This is a genomic window from Pseudoalteromonas sp. PSi26 (assembly GCF_054960575.1).
This window is the reverse complement of the sequence record NZ_JBHNYT010000007.1, coordinates 237137-258863: the sequence shown is the minus strand read 5'-3', so window position 1 is coordinate 258863 and position 21727 is coordinate 237137. Positions and strand designations below refer to the sequence as shown.

Sequence of the window (21727 nt, the reverse complement as noted above, 5' to 3'; positions counted from 1 at the left end):
TGTTTAAGCCAACCATTTTTATGGAAGTGTATCGCTTTGCTTTTAACTTTAACCCTTCGCTGTATAGCAACTGGGCGCTTTACAAAATGGTGTGGTCAAATATTCAAACAGGTAGTATGGCAGCAAACGTCATGGTTCCATTATTGTTGGCTGAAGCTGTGTGGTTATTAATACCTGTGGCATTTTATAGGTTTTTAACGGATAAAAGCGCACCAAGAGAAACAAATGTAGCGCATAAAAACAACCATTTTGACCAATCAACCATATTCGACCCGGCCAAATCTGGCGCATCACACATTATAGAAGTAAAGCATATAGAAAAGGCTGAAACCTTCGGGGAATTTTTACTTAATCAAAATATTAAATTGGAAATATTAAGTAGTGCGCCACATGGTGGCCATTTATTAAAGCTTACACAATACGAACATATTGCCTACGCGAGAACCATCAATTTAAGTGTAGATAGCCATCAGCGCTTTTGGGCAGATGGTGAAAAACAACACCTACCCGACCAACAAATTTGGCATATTGTAATTGCCCTTATGGGTAATACCCGAGGCATGTACACTAATGTATTAAATGCAGTAATGGAAATGAACCAGCATTACCCTGCAAAACAGATTCACGATATAAAAGTACGGCCTTACCAAGCTTTAAATGCGTTATTTGAACACAGTCACAGTTTACGGTTGCCGGGCAATAAAAAACTCGTATCTATTGCTTATCATGGTAATGAGCTTGAAATAGAAACCCAACATGAATATGAAGATACCAACGTTGAATACATCAGAACCACAACAGTTTGGCTAAATGACGGTGGATTAATTTGCAGTGAATCTAAAGGTATTAATGAAGACATAACCGTTTCAACGGAAGATGTTTCACTTACTTATGTTGAGTTACCTTTTGAACAAAGCCGTTTGAAACATATCGAAATCCAGCAAAATGAGCAGGTTGAAACACATCCCACTACACTAATTCTGACGATTGAAGACACAAGCAATAGTCAAACAACAGAATTACGGCCACAGCAGCTATCAATCGATTTATCTACAGCCTCAATATCAATAAAAACTCTTAGTAATGAGAACACCAAAGCACTATCAATTGCACAATACAGAGAACAACAATGCTTTTTAAAGTACTAAACTAACTTTAGATTTTCTATTATGCGTATCTATAAGCAACGTATGGCCTATCAATCAAATAAATCAATTATACAACGCTCTTTTAAGGGCTTTTTCTTTTGATAAATAGCGGTTGAAAAAGCCGCTTAAAACTTCGGCAATTAAAATTAATTTTGAAAATATTCTCAGGTGCTTATAGTGAAGTCACAATTTTTTCAAAATAAATTTGAGTTTCCTCAGAGCATTGTGATTGATTTATAGGATTAATCGTCCTGTTTTATTTATTAAGTTTTTTTATTATGAAAACTGAATTACAACAACATGCAGCTAATTTTGAAGCTGATGTTTTAGCGTTTAGAGATTTATCAAGCAGCGAGTTTGTTAAACAAGTTATTGGTCACGAATGAGCAATCAATGAAGATGATGAGTTTGATCTAATTTCCGATTATTTTAGCTGTTTAGAAGTGCAACATTATAGCAATGAGCATTACAGCTATTTTGAAATTTGCTTAGGCTGTGGTTGACCTACTATTTATTTAAACGTGAATACCAGATGGGAAAGCGTTGAATACATGATTGGTTGGTGAGGTGAAACTTATACCAAAGATTTAAGTTATTTGTTTTATTCGATTGAAGAAATATATAACTTAAGTACTTACGAATAGTAAGCAATTAACGCTCAGCTTTTACTGGGCGTTTTTCATAACCATATTTTCAACATTTGCTTTACTCAGAGCAACACCATAAAATCGTGAACAGTATAAAATAATCATTCAAAGATAAGTAACGGATTATGAACAAATACAGGCTTACAAAAAATACACTACAAATACTATTCATTATTGTTTTAGCATATTCTGGATTAGCCACAGCAGAAAATAACCTTAAGCCGACCATGCCTGAAATTAATACCGATTTTGACCAAAAATTAGCAAGAAAAAAATTCATTTCGTATTTTAAAGATGAAGAGCTTGCCGAAATGTTTGACAAAAAACTAGCCAGCCTATCAGCTAAAAATCAAAGCTATTGTCTTTCATTATTTAATGACGCTGCACAAGAATTAGGCAGTGAAACAAGCCGACGAAATAAACACTTTCTAGCATTAAGAATTTATGATGCATTGGAATTGATCGACAGAAGAAATGGCGGAGCACCAGGTATGGTCGAAATTTTTTTTGATGACTTTCCACAGTTTAGAGAACACCCAGTAGGCATAAGTATTTACCAATTAGCACAAGAAGCTGATTGGACTCCCGGTGTATCTGCTGACTTTACTCCAGAACAAAAAGCGCAATTAGCTGAAATGAGAAAGAGCATTGCTGAAGATAAAAAGCAAATAGCTGAAGATAAAAAGGAAATAGCTGAATATAATAAATTGCTTGGTCTCAGCGAACTAATTAAAGAAAAGACTCACAAAAACGATAACTAGATTCTATTTGAACATTACCACCATCAATTTAAGCTATTACAGCATTCGTACTAGCAAGCTAGAACATCACTTCGTGATGCTTATTACCCACGTATTACTATTTTCAATGTTCGATATGTAGACTATGCTTTGGTGTAGTAGCAAGATTGCAAGTTGGTTACCGACTGTACCAATTGCCCTCTTGCTAGGGCTAGCCCTAGAACCCATAAGGGGAAGCCCCTTAACCCCGAAGCTTTAGGTTAAACAACCTAAACCATTTTGAGGAATGATACTGGTGGTAAGTGAAAAGCGAAAGCGCTATTTAGACGACTAAAAGTGAGGGGTCAGACCTTGACTTCAGACATTTAAAATCTTCAATGTGTACAATTGGCTGTTAGCTCAGCCACTAAGTTGAGTCTCGTTACTTGCAACATTTCCCCTATGTTTAGCCTAATTGTAATATGATATTTTCAATGAATTTGTTTTATTAAAAGCTATTTTTGTTCCTTTTAAATGGCCAGTCGCTCTTGCCGTTCAGTAACTTTACCTTGAAGTGTATGTTCAATTTAACAATATATCTTACTTTACTTGTTAGTTGAGTTTCGTCTGGTACAATCAGTCAGTTATTCGCGTAAGCGAAACGTTGTAGATTAATTCGAGTGGGAATTGGATGAGAATTTTTAAAGCGAAAAGCCCAGCAGGATTTGCTGAAGAATACATAGTTGAGTCTATTTGGAATGACGATTTCCCTCCAGGTTCAATTCTACCAGCTGAGAGAGAGCTCTCTGAGTTAATTGGCGTAACAAGAACCACATTACGCGAAGTGTTACAGCGTTTAGCGCGAGACGGCTGGCTAACTATTCAGCACGGAAAACCAACAAAGGTTAATAACTTTTGGGAAACGTCGGGCTTAAATATATTAGAAACGTTAGCACGTTTAGATGAAGATAAAATGCCTGAGCTGACAGATCAGCTATTGTCTGCACGAACAAATATAAGTGCTATTTATACCCGTGCTGCAATTAAGCTTAACCCTGAGCGTGTTATTGAAATTTTATCATTAAGTCACGAACTTGAAGATACGGCACAAGCATTTGCTGATTATGACTATAAAGTGCATCATGAATTGGCCGTTGCAGGTAATAACCGAATTTATGTTTTAATTTTAAACGGTTTTAGAGGGTTTTATTCTAAAATTGGTTGTCATTACTTTTCAGATCCGGGTACCCGCGAGCTTGCCCGCCAGTTTTATAAAGATTTAACTGTATTAGCGCAAAATAATGAGCACGATGGTGCAATTTCGATGATGCGTAAATATGGTCATCAAACGGGTGAAATTTGGCAAAAAATTCGTGGCGATATGCCGTCGGATATAATGGACTAAACATTTTAAAAAAACCTGCATATGCAGGTTTTTTTGTATTTGCGGTGTTTTAATTTAATGTTCGGTATTTTCGATTGCCCAAATCGGTAAATACGATTATCTTTTTTAAAATTTTATATCTAATATACAAAACAATTATGTGTAGGTGCTATTGGTTTTTAAATTTTAGCGCCCATATATGTACCAGCATTGCGAAAGCAATTGAAAACAAACTCAAAATATTTGGAGAATAAAATGGGTGTATTAGTAGGCCGCCAGGCACCAGACTTTACCGCTGCAGCAGTTTTAGGTAATGGTGAAATTGTAGATAGCTACAATCTACACGAAACAATTAAAGGTAAAAAAGCTGTAATCTTCTTTTACCCATTAGATTTCACGTTTGTATGTCCTTCTGAACTTATTGCATTTGATAAGCGTTTTGAAGAGTTTAAAAAGCGTGGCGTTGAAGTAATTGGTGTTTCTATCGATTCTCAGTTTTCTCATAATGCATGGCGTAATACGCCTGTAGCTGACGGCGGTATTGGTAAAGTACAATACGCACTAGTTGCAGACGTTAAACACGAAATTTGTAAAGCATACGACGTTGAACATCCTGAAGCGGGTGTTGCATTTCGTGGTTCGTTCTTAATCGACGAAGAAGGTAACGTACGTCATCAAGTAGTTAACGATTTACCACTAGGTCGTAACATTGACGAAATGATCCGTATGGTTGATGCACTAGCGTTCCACAGTGAGAACGGTGAAGTTTGTCCTGCTGGTTGGACTGAAGGTAAAAAAGGTATGGATGCAAGCCCTGAAGGTGTTGCTAAGTTCCTTTCTGAAAACGAAGGCGAGCTATAATTTAGCCCTTTTGTTTAAATAAAAAAAACCGCCAGTTGGCGGTTTTTTTATTTGTGTAGCGTTTAGAAAGAAAAGCTTACTTTAGTATAGATATAACGACCGCGTGGGTTATGTACACCCGAGGCGTAACCGTATAAGTCAGAATCACCGTCACCAATTGCAAATGGTGGTTCTTCATCAAATAAGTTATTAATACCTAACGATACTTTAGCAGAGTCAGAAACACGGTAAGACGTTTGTAAGTCAACCAGTGTTTGCGAGTCAACCATACGTGATGTATTGGTATCGAAATCTAAGTTACCATCGAAGTCGATATCTGGTGTATCTTCAAACTCACCAACATAACTAATGTTTAAGTTAGTGTTAAACGCGCCCATTTCCCAGTTAGTTGAGAAGATAAAGCGGTGCTCTGGGTACCCATATTCACCGGTGTAATCGCGGCCATCTTTTTCAAATTTATCTTGGTATGCCCATTCTAAATTGAATTTTAATAAGCCTAAATCGTCAAGCGAGTGATTGTAGTTTGTTGAAATATCAACGCCCGACACTTCTTGCGATGATACGTTTTCAAAGGTGCTAAATATTTTTTGAATAGTACCTAACGCATCGCCACCATTTGGTGATAAACGAACACATACTGTGCTGTTTTGGTTATTACATTCAGAGGCGTAAATAGGGCCAAATTCTTGCTCGTCAATTTTGTTATCTTGTGTGATGCTCCACACGTCTACGCTCAGACCAAATTCGGCTGTTGGTGCCCAAATAAAGCCAACGTTCCAAGATTCAGATTCTTCTGGTTGTAGATCGGGGTTACCTGCAAACTCAATGTTGTAATCAAGTGCGCTACAGTCTTTCCCTGTTGCTTGACAGCGGTACGTGTCTACAAAAAACTGACTTTCTTGAGATGGACCTAAACCAACTTGTGCAAGAGAAGGGGCTCTAAAGCCTTGCGCCCATGAACCACGAACCGTAATTTCATCGGTTGGTGCCCAGCGAAGTGCAACCTTTGGATTGGTAGTGGTGCCAAAGTCGCTGTAGTCATCGTAACGACCTGCCAGTTGTAGCTCTAGGGTTTCTGCAAGTGGAATTGAAAACTCAACATACGCGGCGTACTGGTCTCTGTTTGCAGATGCAGATACAGATTCAGTACCAAATATTAAACCACGTTGGAATTGATCATCAGGAATATCGCTTACGTCTTCTTCACGGTATTCGATACCTGCGGCCATCATCACAACATCGTCGCCAAAGCTAAATGCTTCACCAGTAATGTTTGCGTCAAATGAAGTCATATGCGATTCGCCACGACGAACAAGGCTGGTGGTAATTCTGTCTACAACTGCCGGGTCGTTGTAAGTGCCACCGAATGGGTTGTAGTTACCTGCGTCAATTTCTTGTTGTAAGAAATCAGTACGAACCCAACCTTGCGAGCGGTCGCCGGTTTGCATTGACTTACTGCGACCTTTTTGTACTGCTGTTTCCCAGCTCCAGTCGTTAATTTCGCCTTTTAAGCCTGCCACAATACGCATTGTGTCTGATTCAATATCCCATTGGCGTGCACCTGCGTCTACAGTACGGTAGCGGCCAATTTCGATGTCTTGTCCAAAAGGATTATTTGGATGATTTGCTGGTACCGTTAGGCCTGCATCTTCGTCAAGTGGGGTTGGTGCACCGGCTGCAACTGAGGTATTGTGCTGAACGGCCATTTCTAAAAAGCCCGTAATGCCATTGTCAAAACGATATTCAAATTGCGATATAGCGCCAATACGCTCAGCGGCAGGGGCAATGTAGCCAAACGGGCCATAATCAAATAAACAGCTTCCGCTTGCTGTTGCGTTTTCAGCTGGGCAATCTGGGTCGATTGTTTTTACGCCATCAACGTAAAAATAACCAGGGAAGCCACGAGATGAGCGGAAATCTTCACCGCCATAAGGCGATTGGTTAGCAGTGCCTAAGCGGCCCATTTCATATGATGAAAGCGATGTGTTTTTAAAGTAGTCAATGATTACTGACGCACTGCTTTTTTCGCTAGTGGTACCCCAAACAACACTTGCTGTTGTTTCTTCATAGTTAGGGCCGTCAGTGCCGCCGTACCCTAAGTTTACTTCTACGCCATCGATATCTTTTTTCAAAATAACGTTAACAACACCGGCTACAGCATCAGAGCCATAAATTGCAGATGCACCGTCTTTTAAAATATCGATTCGTTCAATAGCCGATACTGGAATGCTGTTTATATCGACAAATGAATTAGTTATCCCTTCTGCAAACGCACTAATTGAGACTCTGCGCCCGTTAATCAGTACAAGTGTTGCGTCGGCACCTAGGCCACGTAAACTTACAGCGGCAGCTCCATTTGCCGTCGAATCTTGGTTGTTACCACGTGTAGAAAAAGTACCACTGCCTGCAACAGGCATTCTTTCGAGTAGTTGTTGAAGGTTATCGTAACCCATGTTTTCAATATCGGCTTTACTGATTGATTGCACCGGTGATGGGCCTTCAATGTCAGAGCGTTTAATACGCGAGCCTGTAACTTCAATGCGTTCTACTTTTTTTGCTTCTTCAGCGGCGTAAGTAGTTGTTGTAAAGCCCGCTGATAATGAAAGTGTTGCGCCAATAATAATACTTGGCGTAAATGCAATTGATTGCTTCATCCTTAAATCCTTGTTGATATGTAATAAGTTTAGTTGCTCAATACCAATCCTTTTAAATTGTTAAATAAATCCCATATTTAAGCGGATTGATATAACAAGCGACGACATTAATATCATGTAACTTAAGTGTTAGCAATGAGACTGAAATGTGATTTTAGTATGGGTTTTAGTGTGATTTTGGATGATTTTAAAGCAGATATTATGCGCTGAAGCAGGTTTAAATAGGCGCATATGCTTTATTTTAGAAATAAAAAATACAACCTCATTGAGAGTAATAATTAAATTAATTGATTCACAATAAAATTGTAATAAATTATTTATAGGTATATTTAGGCTGAATAATGGTCTTGTTGTGTATTAATAAAACAAATGGTGCTAGGTTTTTTTATAAAAAAAAAGCCTAACTGAGTTAGGCGTTTTATTTAAACTTTGTGCTTCATTAAGCGCTCTTTTTCGCGCGACCAGTCTTTATTTTTACCGTCTTCGCGTTTGTCATGCATTTTTTTACCTTTTGCTAAATGAAACTCAAGTTTCACCCAACATTTTTTCCAATACATGGCTGTAGCCACTAATGAATAGCCGTCACGTTCAGTTGCTCCCACTAAGCGGTCAAGTTCTCGTCTGCTTAGTAAAAGCTTTCGGTAACGCATAGGGTCGCAAATAACGTGAGTAGAGGCACTATTTAATGGTTGAATTTGACTACCAAGTAAAAATGCTTCGCCGTTTTTAAGGTGTATATAAGTTTCAGAGATATTTACTTTACCAGCTCGGATACTTTTTACTTCCCAGCCTTGTAGTTCGACACCTGCTTCAAACTTATCGTGTAAAAAATACTCATGTCGCGCTTTTTTGTTTAGCGCGATGGTATTGCTTGTCGATTTTGATGAATTTTTCTTAGCCATAGTGCCCTATAATATACGTAATGTGAGATGTTTTACATCGATTTTTAGTAATGATTTTAAAAAATTAGATCTAATTTATGCGTCATGAAAGTTTGGGGAAACGAACAAAGCTTGCTAAAATTCTCCCACACATTTGGGAGTGAGTATGCCACAAATAGAAAAAAGTGCGCTGGTTATGTACAGCACTAAAGAAATGTTTGATCTAGTTAATGATGTAGAAGCTTATTCTCAGTTTTTACCAAATTGTTCTGATTCAAAAATTGTTTCGCAGCAGCATAATAACATGACCGCGAGTATAGAAATATCTAAGGCGGGTATAAAAAAGTGGTTTACCACCGAAAACACCTTTATAGACGAACAAACCGTGTTATTAAAACTGGTTGATGGCCCATTTAAAACGCTTAAAGGGCGTTGGCATTTTCAAGCATTAGATGCCCATGCATGCAAAGTTTATTTAGAGCTTGAATTTGAATTTTCGAGCAAAATTATTGAGCTCGCGTTTGGTAAAATTTTTAATGATGTTGCAAAAAATATGGTAAGTGCCTTTACTTCGCGAGCTAAAGAAGTATACGGAGCGCGAATATGATTAACATTGAAGTTGTTTTTGCTTTACCTACTACTGCAACCTGTTTATCGCTTGAGGTGCAGCCGGGCTGCACGGCCGAACAAGCGGTTATTCAGTCGGGTATTATTGAAAAGTGCCCTGAAATAGACGCAAATGCACTTACATTAGGTGTATGGAATAGAACGGTTAAGGCAAACTACGAATTAAAAGATGGGGATCGTATTGAAATATACCGTCCATTAATTGCAGACCCTAAAGATGCACGAAGAAAACGCGCTGAAAAGGCAAAAGAAGAAGGCCGAGCAAATAAAATAACGGGTGGTCGCCCACTCGAGCGATAATTTAGGTATAAAAAAAGGTAAGCAAAGCTTACCTTTTTACTTTAGCGACAATATTATTGTTCTAAAGGGGTGTTGAAATTTTCTGGCTGATCGTAGTCACCTGAAAGCGAAACAAGTTTTTCATTTTCAAAGTTAATCACTAGCTCTTTATGTTGCTCGTTTTCACGGCCTTTATTGAAGCTGTAAACATAACGCCATGTGTTGTTATCAAAAGCATCTGTGGCAATAGGACGGCCTAATACATAAATAACTTGGTCTCGAGTCATGTTTACACGAAGCTTTTCAACATCCGATTGCTCTAAAAAGTTACCTTGAGGGATGTTTATTCTGTATACCCAGCTAGAGCAACCCGCTGCAGAGCTAAGTGTTAAAGCGACGATAAGCCAAAGAGAAAAAGTTTTTAACGACTGCATTGTTTGTTGTGATCCTTATTTTTTATAATCTGCATGATACCGATTAGTCACTGAAGGTAAAACCCTTTTAAGCAATTGTTTTGAGTTAAGGGTATTAAGGTAATAATTTGACCACCAATAATGAAAAAAGTTTACAAACCCTAGAGCCAAAAACACATACTTCAGGCACTTTATGGCACTTGTACATAGTGCAAACACGCTTTGGGCACTGGTATACCGGAATAACTACTAATGTAGATAAGCGCTTTGCAACGCATCAAGCAGGTAAAGGGGCGAAAAATTTAAAAGGTAAAGGGCCTCTTATACTTATTCATCAGCAGGAAGTTGGGAGTAAAAGCGAAGCGAGTAAGCTTGAGTGTAAAATAAAAAAGTTACCAAGGGCAAAAAAAGAGGCTTATGTTTCAGCGTTTAAATCATCATAATGATGGTGCGCTAACTGTTTAATAAAGCCCTCTATTGCGAGTACGGTACTTACATACTTAGGTATATCAATGTGCTGTACGGTGTCTTTAGTTGTGTGGTGGTGAGGGTCGTGACCCATTCCAAAGTAAACATACGGTATGTTGTTTTGCGCAAATGAATAATGATCGCTTGCCTTATGCCAATCAATATTTTGTGATTTAATTAGCCGATTCATTTGTTTTGACGAATAGACAGGTTTGATTGTTATTTTAGTGTTATTTAAGGCGGTGAATACGGGCTTAAGTTTTTGTTTTAATGAGTAGGATGTTAATGCATACACGCGGGATTTATGTTTTTTCACCCCAAGCATATCTAAATTTATATTCATTAAAATGTTATTCGAGTTAAGCGTTTGTGCAAAGTTTTTACTGCCATGTAAGCCATTTTCTTCTGCGTCAGTTAATACAAATACCAATTCGTAAGGGAATTCTTTATTTTGTAACGAAGACGCCAAGTAAAGCAGGGCAGCAACGCCTGTTGCATTGTCATTTGCCCCAAAATAATATTTTCCACCTCGCTTACCAAGGTGATCGTAATGGGCAGTAATAATTATTTTTTTACGTTGTGTAGATTTGGTGGGCACTGCAATAATATTAATGCCTTGTGCATGCTCAAAAATGCCTGACTTATAAGTAAACGTTTGCTCACTTACATTTAGATTAAACTTAGAAAGCCTACTATGTAGGTATGCTCGCGTGTTCACTGCACCTTCTGTTGCTGTTTTTCGGCCCATGAGCGCATTGCTTGCTAAATGGTTTAAATCATCAATAAGCTGCGTGTGAAGGGCATTCCCATAACTATTAGCGCACACACATATTAAAATTAAGCATAAAAAGTATTTAATGGTCATAGTTTTGCTGTTAATAAAAGTAATGCGTTTAATTTACTCTCATAACGTTTTTTGTCATGTAAAAAGTCAGCTTTTTTGCCTGCTTGTTCAAGATGGTATATCGCTTTTTGGGTGTTTCCCCATTTAAAGTACACGCTAGCTTGACCAAAGTGGCTTTCGTGTAATGAAGGCGCAAGGCTATAGGCTTTTTTATAATGTGCTAATGCAAGTGCAAAATTAGATTGCTCAAACTCTGTATTACCAAGGGATACATGGTAATAAGGGTTGTTTTGACGATTGATGTGTAATTTTTTTAAGATGTCAGTGCCTAACTCCGAACGGCCTGTTAGCTGATACAAAACAGCCAAGTTACCTTGTGCAGTATTGTTGTTTTGATTAAGCAATATTGCGTGGGTGTATGCTTGTTCTGCTTCAGCTAGGTAGTTTAATTGTCTAAACAATACGCCTAAATTCCCCCACCCAGCACTGAAATTAGGGTCGGCTTTCACTGCATTACGAAAGTAGTTATAAGCTAAGTCGTACTGCTTATTAACAAGTGCAATAGCCCCTTTATTGTTATAAAACATGGCTGTGATAGTGTTTTTGCTAATAGGTGTTGTTTTAAAGCGAGCCTGGCGGCTATTAGGGTCAAAGTCTATTATTAAGCGTTTTTTGCCTTGGTAAATAAATACCGACTGGTTAGAAGGTTCAATGACTGTATCAATACTTAAGTTAATGTGGCCTGTCAGTAAGTTAAATCCATTGTTAAGAGCCCAATATTCTGGGATATGAACTTTATTAAACCGCGCTTTTATACCTAAATAGTCAGCAAGGCTATACGCTAAAATAGAGAGTGATAAGCAATTTGCATTTAAGTTTTTAAAGGTTTGTGATGCGGTGAGGGTTGCCCCCGATTGATATGAAAGCGAATCATCACCATTTTTAAGTAAAAAGCTCAATATATTGTGTGCCAGCGTTTGGGCAGATTGCTTACTTTTTAAATGGCTTTTGAGCTGCTGCTTGAGGCTGTCGCTAAGAGTAAAAATTTCTTCTGGTGATTCTAGAGTATGTGACTCAAACGAATTTATTTGGAGCAGTTTAACTGGTGGTGCGACAAGCTTTGTTGAACTGCATGCGCTCAGCGTAAACAGCCCCACAAATATGATCAAAAACTTAAATTGATTGGTTTGCATAACCACCTCCAAACTAATTGTAGTCGCAATTTTGTTTAGAGGAGGTGTTTAATACCAATTCGCGTTGATATCAACCCATTGGGATCATTGATTAAGCGAATTGGTATAGTTCAGAGGTTTTAACGGTGCTTTTCAAAGGTTGCCACTAAGGCATCTAATGTTTGAGCGCTGCTTGCTAGGTCACGAATAGCTTGCTCAGTATTCATCTGCTCACTCATGGCGTTGTCGCTAATTTCGCTAATTTGTTCAATGTTACGCCCTACATCGGCGACTACATTACTTTGCTGTTCGGTAGCCGTTGCAATTAGAGTTGCCATATCATTTATTTGGTTAGATGTTTCGCTAATCACATCAAGTAACTCAACGGAGTTTTGCATTGCCCCCACACTTTGCTGTGCTTTATCTTTTGACTGGCTAATATCTTTTACTACGTCATCTGATATTTGGGTAAGCTCTTCAATCATTGATTGAATTTCGTTAGTTGATTGTGAAGTGCGGTTTGCCAGCGCTCTTACCTCATCGGCAACAACCGCAAACCCTCTGCCATGCTCACCAGCACGAGCAGATTCTATTGCCGCATTTAACGCCAATAGATTTGTTTGTTCTGAAATACTGCGAATCGCATCAATAATACTAGCAATATCAACCGTCTTTTTAGAGAGTAGTGACACTTGCTCTGTTATGCCGTCAATGTCGCTTGCAAGCGCAGAGATGGTTGCCTGGCTTTGCATTACCTGATTGTGGCTTTGCATTGTATTTTCGCGACTGCTATCGGTAAGCTTGGCGGCGTTAGCTGCGCTTTGAGCAATCTCTTGCACTGTTGCACCCATTTGGTTAATGGCTGCGGCTACAGAAATAGTTTGTTCTTTTTGGCTGTCTATAGCCTGAGAATTTCGTTTAGCTTGCTCAAACACATGGTCGGAACTGCGCTTTATATCGTGGCTTTCTGTGGCAACTTGGCCAATGGCTACTTCAATTTTACTAATGAACTGATTAAAACCCGCGCTTAAGTTATTAAGCTCGGCTTGGCTTGATTCGGGTAACCTGTATGCTAAGTTTGCGTCGCCAGAGCCTAAACGAGAGAATAATTCGCCCATTTTAAATAATGGTGAAGACAACGAGCGCGCTAACAAGTAACTAATTAGGCTAGCAATTAAGGCAATGATTAAAGTAAATGTAAATATTTGCCACTGAAGCGTACTTACACTTGCAAATACTTCACTTTTTGGTACTTGAGCCACAATAAATAAGTCTGTGTTTTCTATTGGGGTTGCTGCTACAAGGGTGGCTTGGCCATCAAGATCGATTTCTTTTAACCTAAATCCGTTTGAGCTTAATATTTCATTACTAATGTTGGCTTCATAAACAGAATCAATATTAGCTTTGGCTACTTTATTTGAGTCTTTATGTAGTTGAATAAGGCCGCTTTTGTCAGCAATAAATACAAACCCTGTTTGCTCAATTTTAAATTGTTGCAGTAGCTTTTGCATGTCAGTGATGCTTTTTGCAAGCCCTGCTAAACCTTTACCATTCACTTGTTGGTGGTTAATGAACATTTTTACGTCGTTCACTGACTCTTGGTAAATACTGATAGAGTAGGGTTTTCTTGATTCTTTGAAGGCAAAAAACCACCCATCGGCTTCATCGTTTTTTAGTATGCGTAAAAAGCCTTCTTGATTCCAGTATTGTGCGGTGTTTCGGTTAGCCCACGATGCAGTGGCTAAGTCGTATTGTTCTACCAAGCGGTTTAGCTCTTTTAAAAGCAATGCATCGTTATTATTGGTTTCTGCCCATTGTAAAATAAATTCATTTGATGAAAGTTGCTCTGCAGCACCAATTAGCATGTTTATTTCACCGCCAATGTGGTTACTAATTGTTTGCAGCTTACCTGGTAGCTCAGACTCAATCATACGTTGTTCTATTATATCTTCAGAACTGTATAACGATGTAATGCCAATGAGTGCTGCAACAAAAATAGCGATGCCACTGCCAAGTGCTGTGATTTTTTGAGTAATAGAAAGGTTTTGTATCATTTTATAATAATTTTTTACAACGAAGTAGAATACGATGTTAGCACACAATTTATTTAGAGTTAAATAAAGCGAATGAACATAAAAATAGCCTCTTTTTAACTAAACTATAAGGCATAAAAAAGCCCACACGCAAAGCATGTGAGCTTGGTTTCTAACAAGCGAAACTTAAAGGATAACGTTAAACAATTTTTTTCATCGCTGACATGTAGCCACGTAATTTAGCACCTACTTTTTCAACCGGATGCTCACGAAGCGCTGTATTAATTTCAATTAACGCTTTGTTGTCTACTTGGTTACTTTGCTCACCTAGGCCTTTACCAATTACATCGGTGTCGATATTTTTCATAAAGTCAGCAAGTAATGGTAAGCAAGCATGGTTATATAAGTAACACCCATATTCAGCGGTGTCTGAAATAGTACGATTCATTTCAAATAACTTTTTACGTGCAATAGTATTAGCAATCAGCGGTGTTTCGTGAAGCGACTCGTAATATGCTGACTCTTCAATAATGCCTGCTGCTGTCATAGTTTCAAACGCAAGTTCAACGCCTGCTTTAACCATAGCGACCATCAAAATACCGTTGTCGAAGAATTCTTGTTCTGAGATTTCTACATCACCAGCGGGTGTTTTTTCAAAATTAGTTTCTGCGGTTTCTGCGCGCCATTTAAGAAGGTTAGCATCATCGTTTGCCCAATCTTCCATCATTACACGTGAAAATGTACCGTCGATAATGTCGTCTTGGTGCTTATTATAAAGTGGACGCATAATTACTTTTAGCTCTTCACTAAGTTCAAATGCTTTCACTTTTGCTGGGTTAGATAAACGGTCAAGCATGTTTGTTACGCCGCCGTATTTAAGGGCTTCTGTGATCACTTCCCAACCAAATTGAATTAGTTTAGATGCGTAACCTGCATCAATTCCTTTTTCAATCATTTTGTCAAAACATAAAATAGAACCCGTTTGTAGCATGCCGCATAAAATAGTTTGCTCACCCATAAGGTCAGATTTTACTTCAGCAATGAATGACGATTTAAGCACGCCTGCGCGGTCACCACCTGTGCCAGCAGCGTAAGCTTTAGCTTGTGCTAGGCCATGACCTTGTGGGTCGTTTTCTGGGTGAACGGCAATAAGTGTTGGTACACCAAAACCACGTTTGTACTCTTCACGTACTTCAGAACCTGGGCATTTAGGTGCAACCATGATTACTGTGATATCTTCGCGAATCTGCATGCCTTCTTCAACAATATTAAAGCCATGTGAGTAAGCAAGTGTAGAACCTTGTTTCATTAATGGCATGATGGCGTTAACGACTGCTGTGTGTTGTTTATCTGGCGTTAAATTAAGTACTACGTCAGCTGTTGGAATTAGCTCTTGGTAAGTACCTACAGTAAAGCCGTTTTCAGATGCATTTAAAAATGATTGGCGGCGCTCAGCAATAGCTGAATCGCGTAACGTATAAGACACGTCTAAACCTGAATCGCGTAGGTTAAGGCCTTGGTTTAAACCTTGTGCGCCACAGCCTACAATAACTAGTTTTTTACCTTTAAGTGCGTTAACACCGTCTGTAAATTCGCTTGCGTCCATAAATTCACATTGCGCTAATTGCGCTAATTGTTCGCGTAAAGGTAAGGTATTAAAGTAATTCGCCATTGTTAGTGTCCTATAAATATGTTTGTTAGATGCGCTTTATTTTGCGCTTGTAAACACCATATTTAAAAATGTTGCTTGCGTAAAATGATATATTTGAATTAAAGTATTTCAAAATATGAAATACTGGTGTTGCTATGGATCATAAGCATTTAAAATATTTTTTAGCGTTGGCTAAAACACTGCACTTTGCTAGAGCAAGCGAGCTTTGCCATGTGAGTGCGCCTACATTAAGTCGTAATATTAAACACCTAGAAGAAGAGGTGGGCGTTGCGCTATTTATACGCGATAACCGCAGTGTAAAATTAACAAAAGAGGGGGAGTCTTTTATTGATTACGCCACTGCTACCCTTGCTAACTGGCAACGATTTAAAGCTAATGTGAAAGAGCCACAGCAACATATTTATGGAAAAGTCAGTATTTATTGCTCTGTTACTGCCTCTTATAGTTTTTTGCATCAAATTTTAGAGCAACTCAGAGCGCAGCATCAGTATATAGAAATAACCCTAAATACGGGCGACCCTGCACTAGCTATAAACCGTGTGCTAGATGGTCATGAATCAATGGCGATAGCAGCTAAACCCGGAAAATTACCCGCGCAAATTGCTTTTGTAGATATAGGCCATTCACCATTAGTGCTTATTGGTCCAAAAGTTCAATGTACGATTACTGAAAAATTAACATCAAACAATACAGAGCTTGATTGGTCTGAATTAGAGTTTATTGTGCCTGAACAGGGTTTTTCTAGGCAGCGCCTAGAAATGTGGTGGCGAAAAAACAATATTCACGGAAAAATTTATGCACAAGTGGCGGGGCATGAGGCAATGGTCTCTATGGTTAGCCTAGGATTTGGTGTAGCAATGGTTCCTAAAATAGTATTAGATAACAGCCCACTAAAAGATAAAGTACAGATACTCACACCAAAAATGCAAGCCCCTGAAGGCTTTGACATTGGCTTAGCAGTTTTAAGAAAAGAGCTCAACGACCCCGCTATTAGTGCTTTGTGGAATATTGCACAAACTTTAGACGCAAAAGCGATTTAGATTTTTTTACCGTTAAATAAGTTCATAAAATAGTATTATTATGGCTTGCGTAAAGGTTTACTATTACTTAACATTGAATGCTAATAATAAAAATGACGCTTGAGAGTTCTTTATGAATAATGCAGTATCACTTTCTCATTCCGCTCAGTATTTAAAAAAAGCAGTACCTATGATGGTGAAGTACCGTATGCCGGTAACACCTATTAATTATGCTATTTGGTATTGCTATTTTCAGGGTAATAAACCGTCTTTAAACATTGAATTAGATCAAGTTATTTCAGAGCACCAAACATGCACTCAAAGTAAAGCAAAAGAAATATTTGATAAGCATCTTAGTGATGAAGATTTAGCTATTTTTCAGGAAATGTCGGATAAATTTCATAATACGGTTGAAAATATCCAGCAAGATATAAGTATCACACTTGGTCATTCTAAAAGTTTCAGTACTTCACTGATTGACTCGCAGAACGAAATAAACAACCTGATAGATACTAACTCTTTTAACGATATTCTTGGTTGTGTTGAGCGTTTGACTGATGAGTCTATTGCAATGCAAGACTCTGCTCGCGAATTTCAAACAAAGCTAGCGGTTGCGTATAATGAAATTAAAGACTTAAAAGAAGCGCTTAACCTTTCTAAAGAAGCTGCCGACACAGACCCATTAACAGGTTTTTATAACAGAGGTAAATTTGACTCTGATATTAATGACTTTTGCCGCGAGTACTCAGAGCAAACTACAGAAAGCTCCCTTGCTGCACTGATTATGTTTGATATTGATCACTTTAAGCGATTTAACGATGACTTTGGCCATCAAAAAGGCGATGAAGTTATTAAGCTAGTTGCAAAAAAAGTAAAAGATAACTTAACTGACAAAGCAAAAGCGTATCGCTACGGCGGAGAAGAGTTTTGTATTACAGCTTATTTTGACACCATAAATGATTTAGTTGCTTTTGCTGAGTGTATAAGACAAGAAATTGCGAAATTAGCTATTCGTAAAAAACAAGATGTAAACAACAAACGTGCAATATCAGCAAGCTTTGGTTTAGCTATACTACGACCGTTTACAAAAAGCTCAGTGCTGGTTGAGCGTGCCGATAGAGCACTTTATATTGCTAAGACACATGGACGTAACCGAGTAGAAATAGCCCCTGATATCTAATTATTATCAGGGGTTTAAACTTTTACTTTGTGTATAAAAAGTGTGAATGATTGTAATCAGCTACAGATAGTTTTAGGTAACCTTGTTACTATCCGTAAATGAATAATTTTATGTTCTGATTTACGCTGATGCGGTTTAATTTCTTTCTATTTACCATTCTTTGTTTAATTTTTTTGCTCACTTGTTTTAAGTTAAGTGCCAAGCCAAATACGTATTCGGATCAAGAGTTCTCAGAGCAGCATGTTCAATCTCATCAGCTAATTTTTAGTATTAACGCAGGGGTCGGTGTGATCACAAATCCTTTGCGTGGTGGTGACAATGTTCCTTTAGTCGTTATTCCTCAAATAGCGTTTTATGCTGAAGATTGGTTTTTTGATAATGGCCGTTTAGGCTATTCTTTACTTCAAACTTCTAAACACCAATTAAACATTGTTAGCGAGCTTAATACTGAGTCTCGTTTTTTTATAGATTGGCATCCAAGTAATGTGTCTACGCTACAAAGCAGCAGTGCAGATAGCCCGTTTTATTTGCAGGCTGCAGAGGCCTCATCAGTAAAAAATGTTAATTTAAATGACCTACATAAACGCCACCTAGCCTTAGACACCGGGCTTGCTTATCATTATGTGAGTGATCACCATGTGTTTTCTGTTCAATTACTGCATGATTTGACAAATGTTTATAACGGTGTTCGCGGTGCATTACAGTGGCAATACCATACTCAACTTGGGCCCGTAAATATTAAACCATCGTTTGGTTTAAATTATAAATCGGCGGAACTAAATACCTATTATTATGGCCTTAAAGACGGCGAAACTTTATTGGGCCATGTTGAGGTTGCCAGCAGTTGGCAACCTTATGCAAAAATTGATGGGCGATTACCCTTAAGAGATGAATATTCTGTTCGTTTTCATTTAGCTTATTATGACTACTCGGCTATTAATGATAGTCCGCTTTTAGAGCGTGACTATTCAATGACTGCATTTATAGGATTCGAACGCACTTTTTAATATGAAACAATTAATGGTCATTTTATTTTTAGCGCCACTACTTATCCCCCTCAGTAATGCGCAAGCTGCGTCGTTTACTGTGTCACCCAAAGTATGTGTCATTTCTCAGGTACAGGACTTTTGCGATCTTGATTTAACGTTTGAATGGCAGGGAGATGTGGTGGGGGATGTTTGCATATATGAACAGAGTAAAAAGATACATTGCTGGCAACAGCAGCGCGCAGGAGAGTTTAATTATAAAGCGCGTGTTCAGGTCGAAACCATATACTCCTTAATCAATTCGGAATCTGGCATGTTAATAGCTAAAGCACAGGTTGAAGTACAAAGTACTCATGTACAAAAAAGTAGGCGTCGGCTTCGTTCACCATGGAGCTTTTTTTAATTTAGGAGCAATCAATGCCAAAAATTCTACTTGTTGAAGATGATCTTGGTTTACAGCAACTCACAAAAGATTACCTTGAACATAATGGATTAGAAGTCGCAGCTTTAGAACGTGGTGATGAGGTGTTTGATTATTTAGAAAATAATCACGCCGATTTAATGATCTTAGATGTTATGTTGCCGGGCAAAGATGGATTTAGCGTGTGTCGTCAAGTGCGTGATAAGTTTTCTTTACCAATTTTAATGTTAACCGCTAAAAGCGAAGATTTTGACCAAGTATTGGGTTTAGAACTTGGCGCAGATGATTATGTTATTAAACCAGCTGAGCCTCGTGTGTTACTCGCAAGAGTCAATGCGCTATTACGCCGTGGTCAAACAGTGACAAAAACGAGTGAAGAATTACAGTTTGGTGATTTAATCATTGATAAGACTAGCCGTATAGTGAAACTATCTGACAAAGAGATAGTGTTAACGTCGCATGAGTTTGAGTTACTTTGGTTGTTAGCCTCAAACGCTGGCCAAGTGCTTAGTAGAGAGCATGTACATCAACATATGATTGGTCGCCAATATGACGGGCTCGATCGCACCGTTGATGTTCGAGTGTCTCGTATCCGTAAAAAGCTGGGTGATAATAGCGACAAGCCATTTCGTATAAAAACAGTATGGGGTCAAGGCTACTTATTTGTTTCCGATGCGTGGGATCTTTAAATACAAGGTTAATAGGCATTAATGGGAAAGCTGTTTGCAAGTTTATATATTTATATTGTGGTTTCATTGTTTGTTGTTAGCGGTGTTATAGAACAATTATGGCCATATGATGAATCGCAACAGCACGTTTTTCTTGATGACGAATTTGGGCAGTCGCTTTGGCTGCTTTCACAAACACCCAATGGATTAGCAAAATTAAAGGAGCACTACAAAAGCCTTGTTATTAGTCGTGCTGATTTAGCACTACCTCAAGAACAACTGGCTCAGTTAAATAGTCAGCACTATCTATATTTATATGACAAACAACAGCGAGTTGTTTGGTATATCACCCTCAATGACAATGAGCTTTTGCAGGTAGGGCCTATAGGATTAGATACCCCCGTAACGACCTCTGTATGGCCATACGTATTATTACTTACTATTGTGGGTATTCCCGTAGGCTTATGGAGCTTCCTACTTTGGCGTGACTTCTCTAAATTGCGTAATGCATGTAAAGCCGTTGAAGGTGCTCAAGACTTTCAACTCTCTGATACTTCCAAGTCGTTTTTTTTACCAATTACTGAAACACTCAGTTTAATGCAACAACGCATCAGTTTTTTATTAAACGCTCAACAAGAGCTGACTTCGTCGGTTTCTCATGAATTTAGAACCCCCTTAGCTCGCTTAAAGTTTGCAACAGTAATGCTAGATGAACGTTTATCAGATGAAAAAAGTGAAGTTTATATTGCTAATATGAACAGCGATATTAATGAGCTTGAAAGTTTAGTTTCTGAGATGCTTGACTACGCAAAACTAGACTCTCAACAACCTAGCCTACAACCATACCCAACTGATTTGGTTGAGTTAATAAAAGTTAGCGTTGAAAAGCTTAATTTTGATAAGAAAATTAGTTTGGATGAAGCATTACCAAGTAGCTTGATTTACCAATGTGATCCGCATTTTATGGCGCGCGCTTTTCAAAATTTAATTGGTAATGCAATTAAATACGCTAATAGCCAAGTTAAAATATCACTTGTTACTCAGCATAACGAAGTACAGTTTGTAATTGAAGATGATGGCAGGGGCGTTGCTGAAATAGAGCGAGAAAACGTATTTAAGCCCTTTACGCGGCTTGATAAAAGTAGAGGCAAAAAAACAGGTGGATTTGGCCTTGGGTTAGCGATTGTTGCTAAAATTATTGCTTGGCATCAGGGAAGTTATCGTATTGAACATTCGTCTTTAGGTGGAGCAAAGTTCATTATTAGCTTACCCATAGAGCAAAACTAAAAAATAAAAAAAGCGCCAAAAGGCGCTTTTTTTGTGGTTAAAACCAAAATCAACAAGTAGCAATTAAATAGACCGCCAATTTATAAAATAGTTTCGTAAATTTTATTTTTTTTCTAGCAATGGCATAAGCATTTGCTCTAAGCCATTTAGTTTAACCTCGTACATCATAGCTAACTGACTGCCTAATTTTGAATCTGGAAAACCTTGCTGTTTAAACCAAACTAAGTAAGGTTCGGGAAGTAATAATAATGGACGACCTGAATATTTTCCAAATGGCATTTTAGTATTTATCGCAATTTTTAATTGTTCCGGATCCATAGGTTTGCTTTTTGGTGTATCAATGGGGTTAGTGTAAGGTATTTTA

The 21727-nt window shown here is 38.2% G+C and carries 21 protein-coding genes; 13 read left to right on the top strand and 8 right to left on the bottom strand.

All coding sequences use genetic code 11. The features are described from left to right. The 4 genes from ACFI34_RS10205 to ACFI34_RS10190 form a co-directional block, all read left to right on the top strand. A partial coding sequence (locus ACFI34_RS10205) for a hypothetical protein (RefSeq protein ID WP_462673396.1) occupies positions 1-1148 on the top strand: 1148 nt, incomplete at its 5' end. A gap of 772 nt (positions 1149-1920) precedes the next feature. Beyond that, positions 1921-2556, top strand: coding sequence for a hypothetical protein (locus ACFI34_RS10200; RefSeq protein WP_462673395.1), 636 nt, complete (start codon positions 1921-1923; stop codon positions 2554-2556). Positions 2557-3205: 649 nt separating this feature from the next. Further along, the gene (gene fadR / locus ACFI34_RS10195; RefSeq protein WP_462673394.1) at positions 3206-3919 is read left to right on the top strand and encodes a fatty acid metabolism transcriptional regulator FadR; all 714 of its coding nucleotides are present in this window, start codon (positions 3206-3208) and stop codon (positions 3917-3919) included. A 234-nt stretch (positions 3920-4153) separates the two neighbouring features. Next, positions 4154-4759: a peroxiredoxin gene (locus ACFI34_RS10190; RefSeq protein WP_006793938.1), complete on the top strand. Its 606-nt coding sequence runs from the start codon at positions 4154-4156 to the stop codon at positions 4757-4759. 62 nt (positions 4760-4821) lie between these two features. Here ACFI34_RS10190 and ACFI34_RS10185 read toward each other — a convergent pair whose 3' ends face one another. Then, the gene (locus ACFI34_RS10185) at positions 4822-7413 is read right to left on the bottom strand and encodes a TonB-dependent receptor (RefSeq protein WP_462673393.1); all 2592 of its coding nucleotides are present in this window, start codon (positions 7411-7413) and stop codon (positions 4822-4824) included. A gap of 422 nt (positions 7414-7835) precedes the next feature. Then, on the bottom strand, positions 7836-8315 hold the full coding sequence (gene smpB / locus ACFI34_RS10180) for an SsrA-binding protein SmpB (RefSeq protein WP_006793936.1): 480 nt from the start codon (positions 8313-8315) through the stop codon (positions 7836-7838). A gap of 145 nt (positions 8316-8460) precedes the next feature. On the opposite strand from smpB, the gene ACFI34_RS10175 reads away from it, so the two are divergent. Continuing rightward, positions 8461-8901, top strand: a complete 441-nt coding sequence (locus ACFI34_RS10175) for an SRPBCC family protein (protein WP_006793935.1) — start codon at positions 8461-8463, stop codon at positions 8899-8901. Beyond that, complete coding sequence (locus tag ACFI34_RS10170; protein ID WP_138527437.1) at positions 8898-9221, top strand: RnfH family protein; 324 nt, start codon at positions 8898-8900, stop codon at positions 9219-9221. Before ACFI34_RS10175 ends, ACFI34_RS10170 begins: the two co-directional genes overlap by 4 nt. A 53-nt stretch (positions 9222-9274) precedes the next feature. Here the strand turns inward: ACFI34_RS10170 and ACFI34_RS10165 are convergent, their stop codons facing one another. Beyond that, the gene (locus ACFI34_RS10165; protein WP_006793933.1) at positions 9275-9634 is read right to left on the bottom strand and encodes an outer membrane protein assembly factor BamE; all 360 of its coding nucleotides are present in this window, start codon (positions 9632-9634) and stop codon (positions 9275-9277) included. A gap of 107 nt (positions 9635-9741) precedes the next feature. Between ACFI34_RS10165 and ACFI34_RS10160 the strand changes: the two genes are divergently transcribed. Then, the gene (locus tag ACFI34_RS10160) at positions 9742-10056 is read left to right on the top strand and encodes a GIY-YIG nuclease family protein (RefSeq protein WP_006793932.1); all 315 of its coding nucleotides are present in this window, start codon (positions 9742-9744) and stop codon (positions 10054-10056) included. Here ACFI34_RS10160 and ACFI34_RS10155 read toward each other — a convergent pair. The 4 genes from ACFI34_RS10155 to ilvC all read right to left on the bottom strand — a co-directional run bounded on the left by ACFI34_RS10155 (position 10029) and on the right by ilvC (position 15802). Then, on the bottom strand, positions 10029-10946 hold the full coding sequence (locus ACFI34_RS10155; RefSeq protein WP_462673392.1) for a M28 family peptidase: 918 nt from the start codon (positions 10944-10946) through the stop codon (positions 10029-10031). The two genes, ACFI34_RS10160 and ACFI34_RS10155, sit on opposite strands and share 28 nt — an antisense overlap. After that, complete coding sequence (locus ACFI34_RS10150; RefSeq protein WP_462673391.1) at positions 10943-12118, bottom strand: tetratricopeptide repeat protein; 1176 nt, start codon at positions 12116-12118, stop codon at positions 10943-10945. Before ACFI34_RS10150 ends, ACFI34_RS10155 begins: the two co-directional genes overlap by 4 nt. Before the next feature lie 119 nt (positions 12119-12237). Next, positions 12238-14151, bottom strand: a complete 1914-nt coding sequence (locus ACFI34_RS10145) for a methyl-accepting chemotaxis protein (protein WP_410900413.1) — start codon at positions 14149-14151, stop codon at positions 12238-12240. A 178-nt stretch (positions 14152-14329) separates the two neighbouring features. Then, positions 14330-15802, bottom strand: coding sequence for a ketol-acid reductoisomerase (gene ilvC, locus ACFI34_RS10140; RefSeq protein ID WP_410900412.1), 1473 nt, complete (start codon positions 15800-15802; stop codon positions 14330-14332). A gap of 134 nt (positions 15803-15936) precedes the next feature. Between ilvC and ilvY the strand changes: the two genes are divergently transcribed. The 6 genes from ilvY to ACFI34_RS10110 all read left to right on the top strand — a co-directional run bounded on the left by ilvY (position 15937) and on the right by ACFI34_RS10110 (position 21363). After that, positions 15937-16842: an HTH-type transcriptional activator IlvY gene (gene ilvY / locus ACFI34_RS10135; RefSeq protein ID WP_288337670.1), complete on the top strand. Its 906-nt coding sequence runs from the start codon at positions 15937-15939 to the stop codon at positions 16840-16842. Positions 16843-16954: 112 nt separating this feature from the next. Then, entirely contained in the window at positions 16955-18001 is a 1047-nt protein-coding gene (locus tag ACFI34_RS10130; RefSeq protein WP_462673390.1) for a GGDEF domain-containing protein, read from the top strand. Positions 18002-18288: 287 nt separating this feature from the next. Next, positions 18289-19008, top strand: a complete 720-nt coding sequence (locus tag ACFI34_RS10125; protein WP_462673389.1) for a MipA/OmpV family protein — start codon at positions 18289-18291, stop codon at positions 19006-19008. Position 19009: 1 nt separating this feature from the next. Then, positions 19010-19390 carry a DUF3019 domain-containing protein gene (locus ACFI34_RS10120; RefSeq protein ID WP_462673388.1) on the top strand — a complete coding sequence of 127 codons (381 nt, stop codon included), beginning with the start codon at positions 19010-19012 and terminating at the stop codon, positions 19388-19390. A gap of 14 nt (positions 19391-19404) precedes the next feature. Beyond that, positions 19405-20097 (top strand): response regulator, encoded by a 693-nt coding sequence (locus ACFI34_RS10115; RefSeq protein ID WP_462673387.1) that lies wholly within the window; start codon positions 19405-19407, stop codon positions 20095-20097. A 21-nt stretch (positions 20098-20118) separates the two neighbouring features. Continuing rightward, the gene (locus ACFI34_RS10110; protein WP_462673386.1) at positions 20119-21363 is read left to right on the top strand and encodes an ATP-binding protein; all 1245 of its coding nucleotides are present in this window, start codon (positions 20119-20121) and stop codon (positions 21361-21363) included. Positions 21364-21465: 102 nt separating this feature from the next. Here the strand turns inward: ACFI34_RS10110 and ACFI34_RS10105 are convergent, their stop codons facing one another. Then, positions 21466-21681: a DUF3820 family protein gene (locus tag ACFI34_RS10105; RefSeq protein WP_006793920.1), complete on the bottom strand. Its 216-nt coding sequence runs from the start codon at positions 21679-21681 to the stop codon at positions 21466-21468. Positions 21682-21727 lie beyond the last annotated feature (46 nt).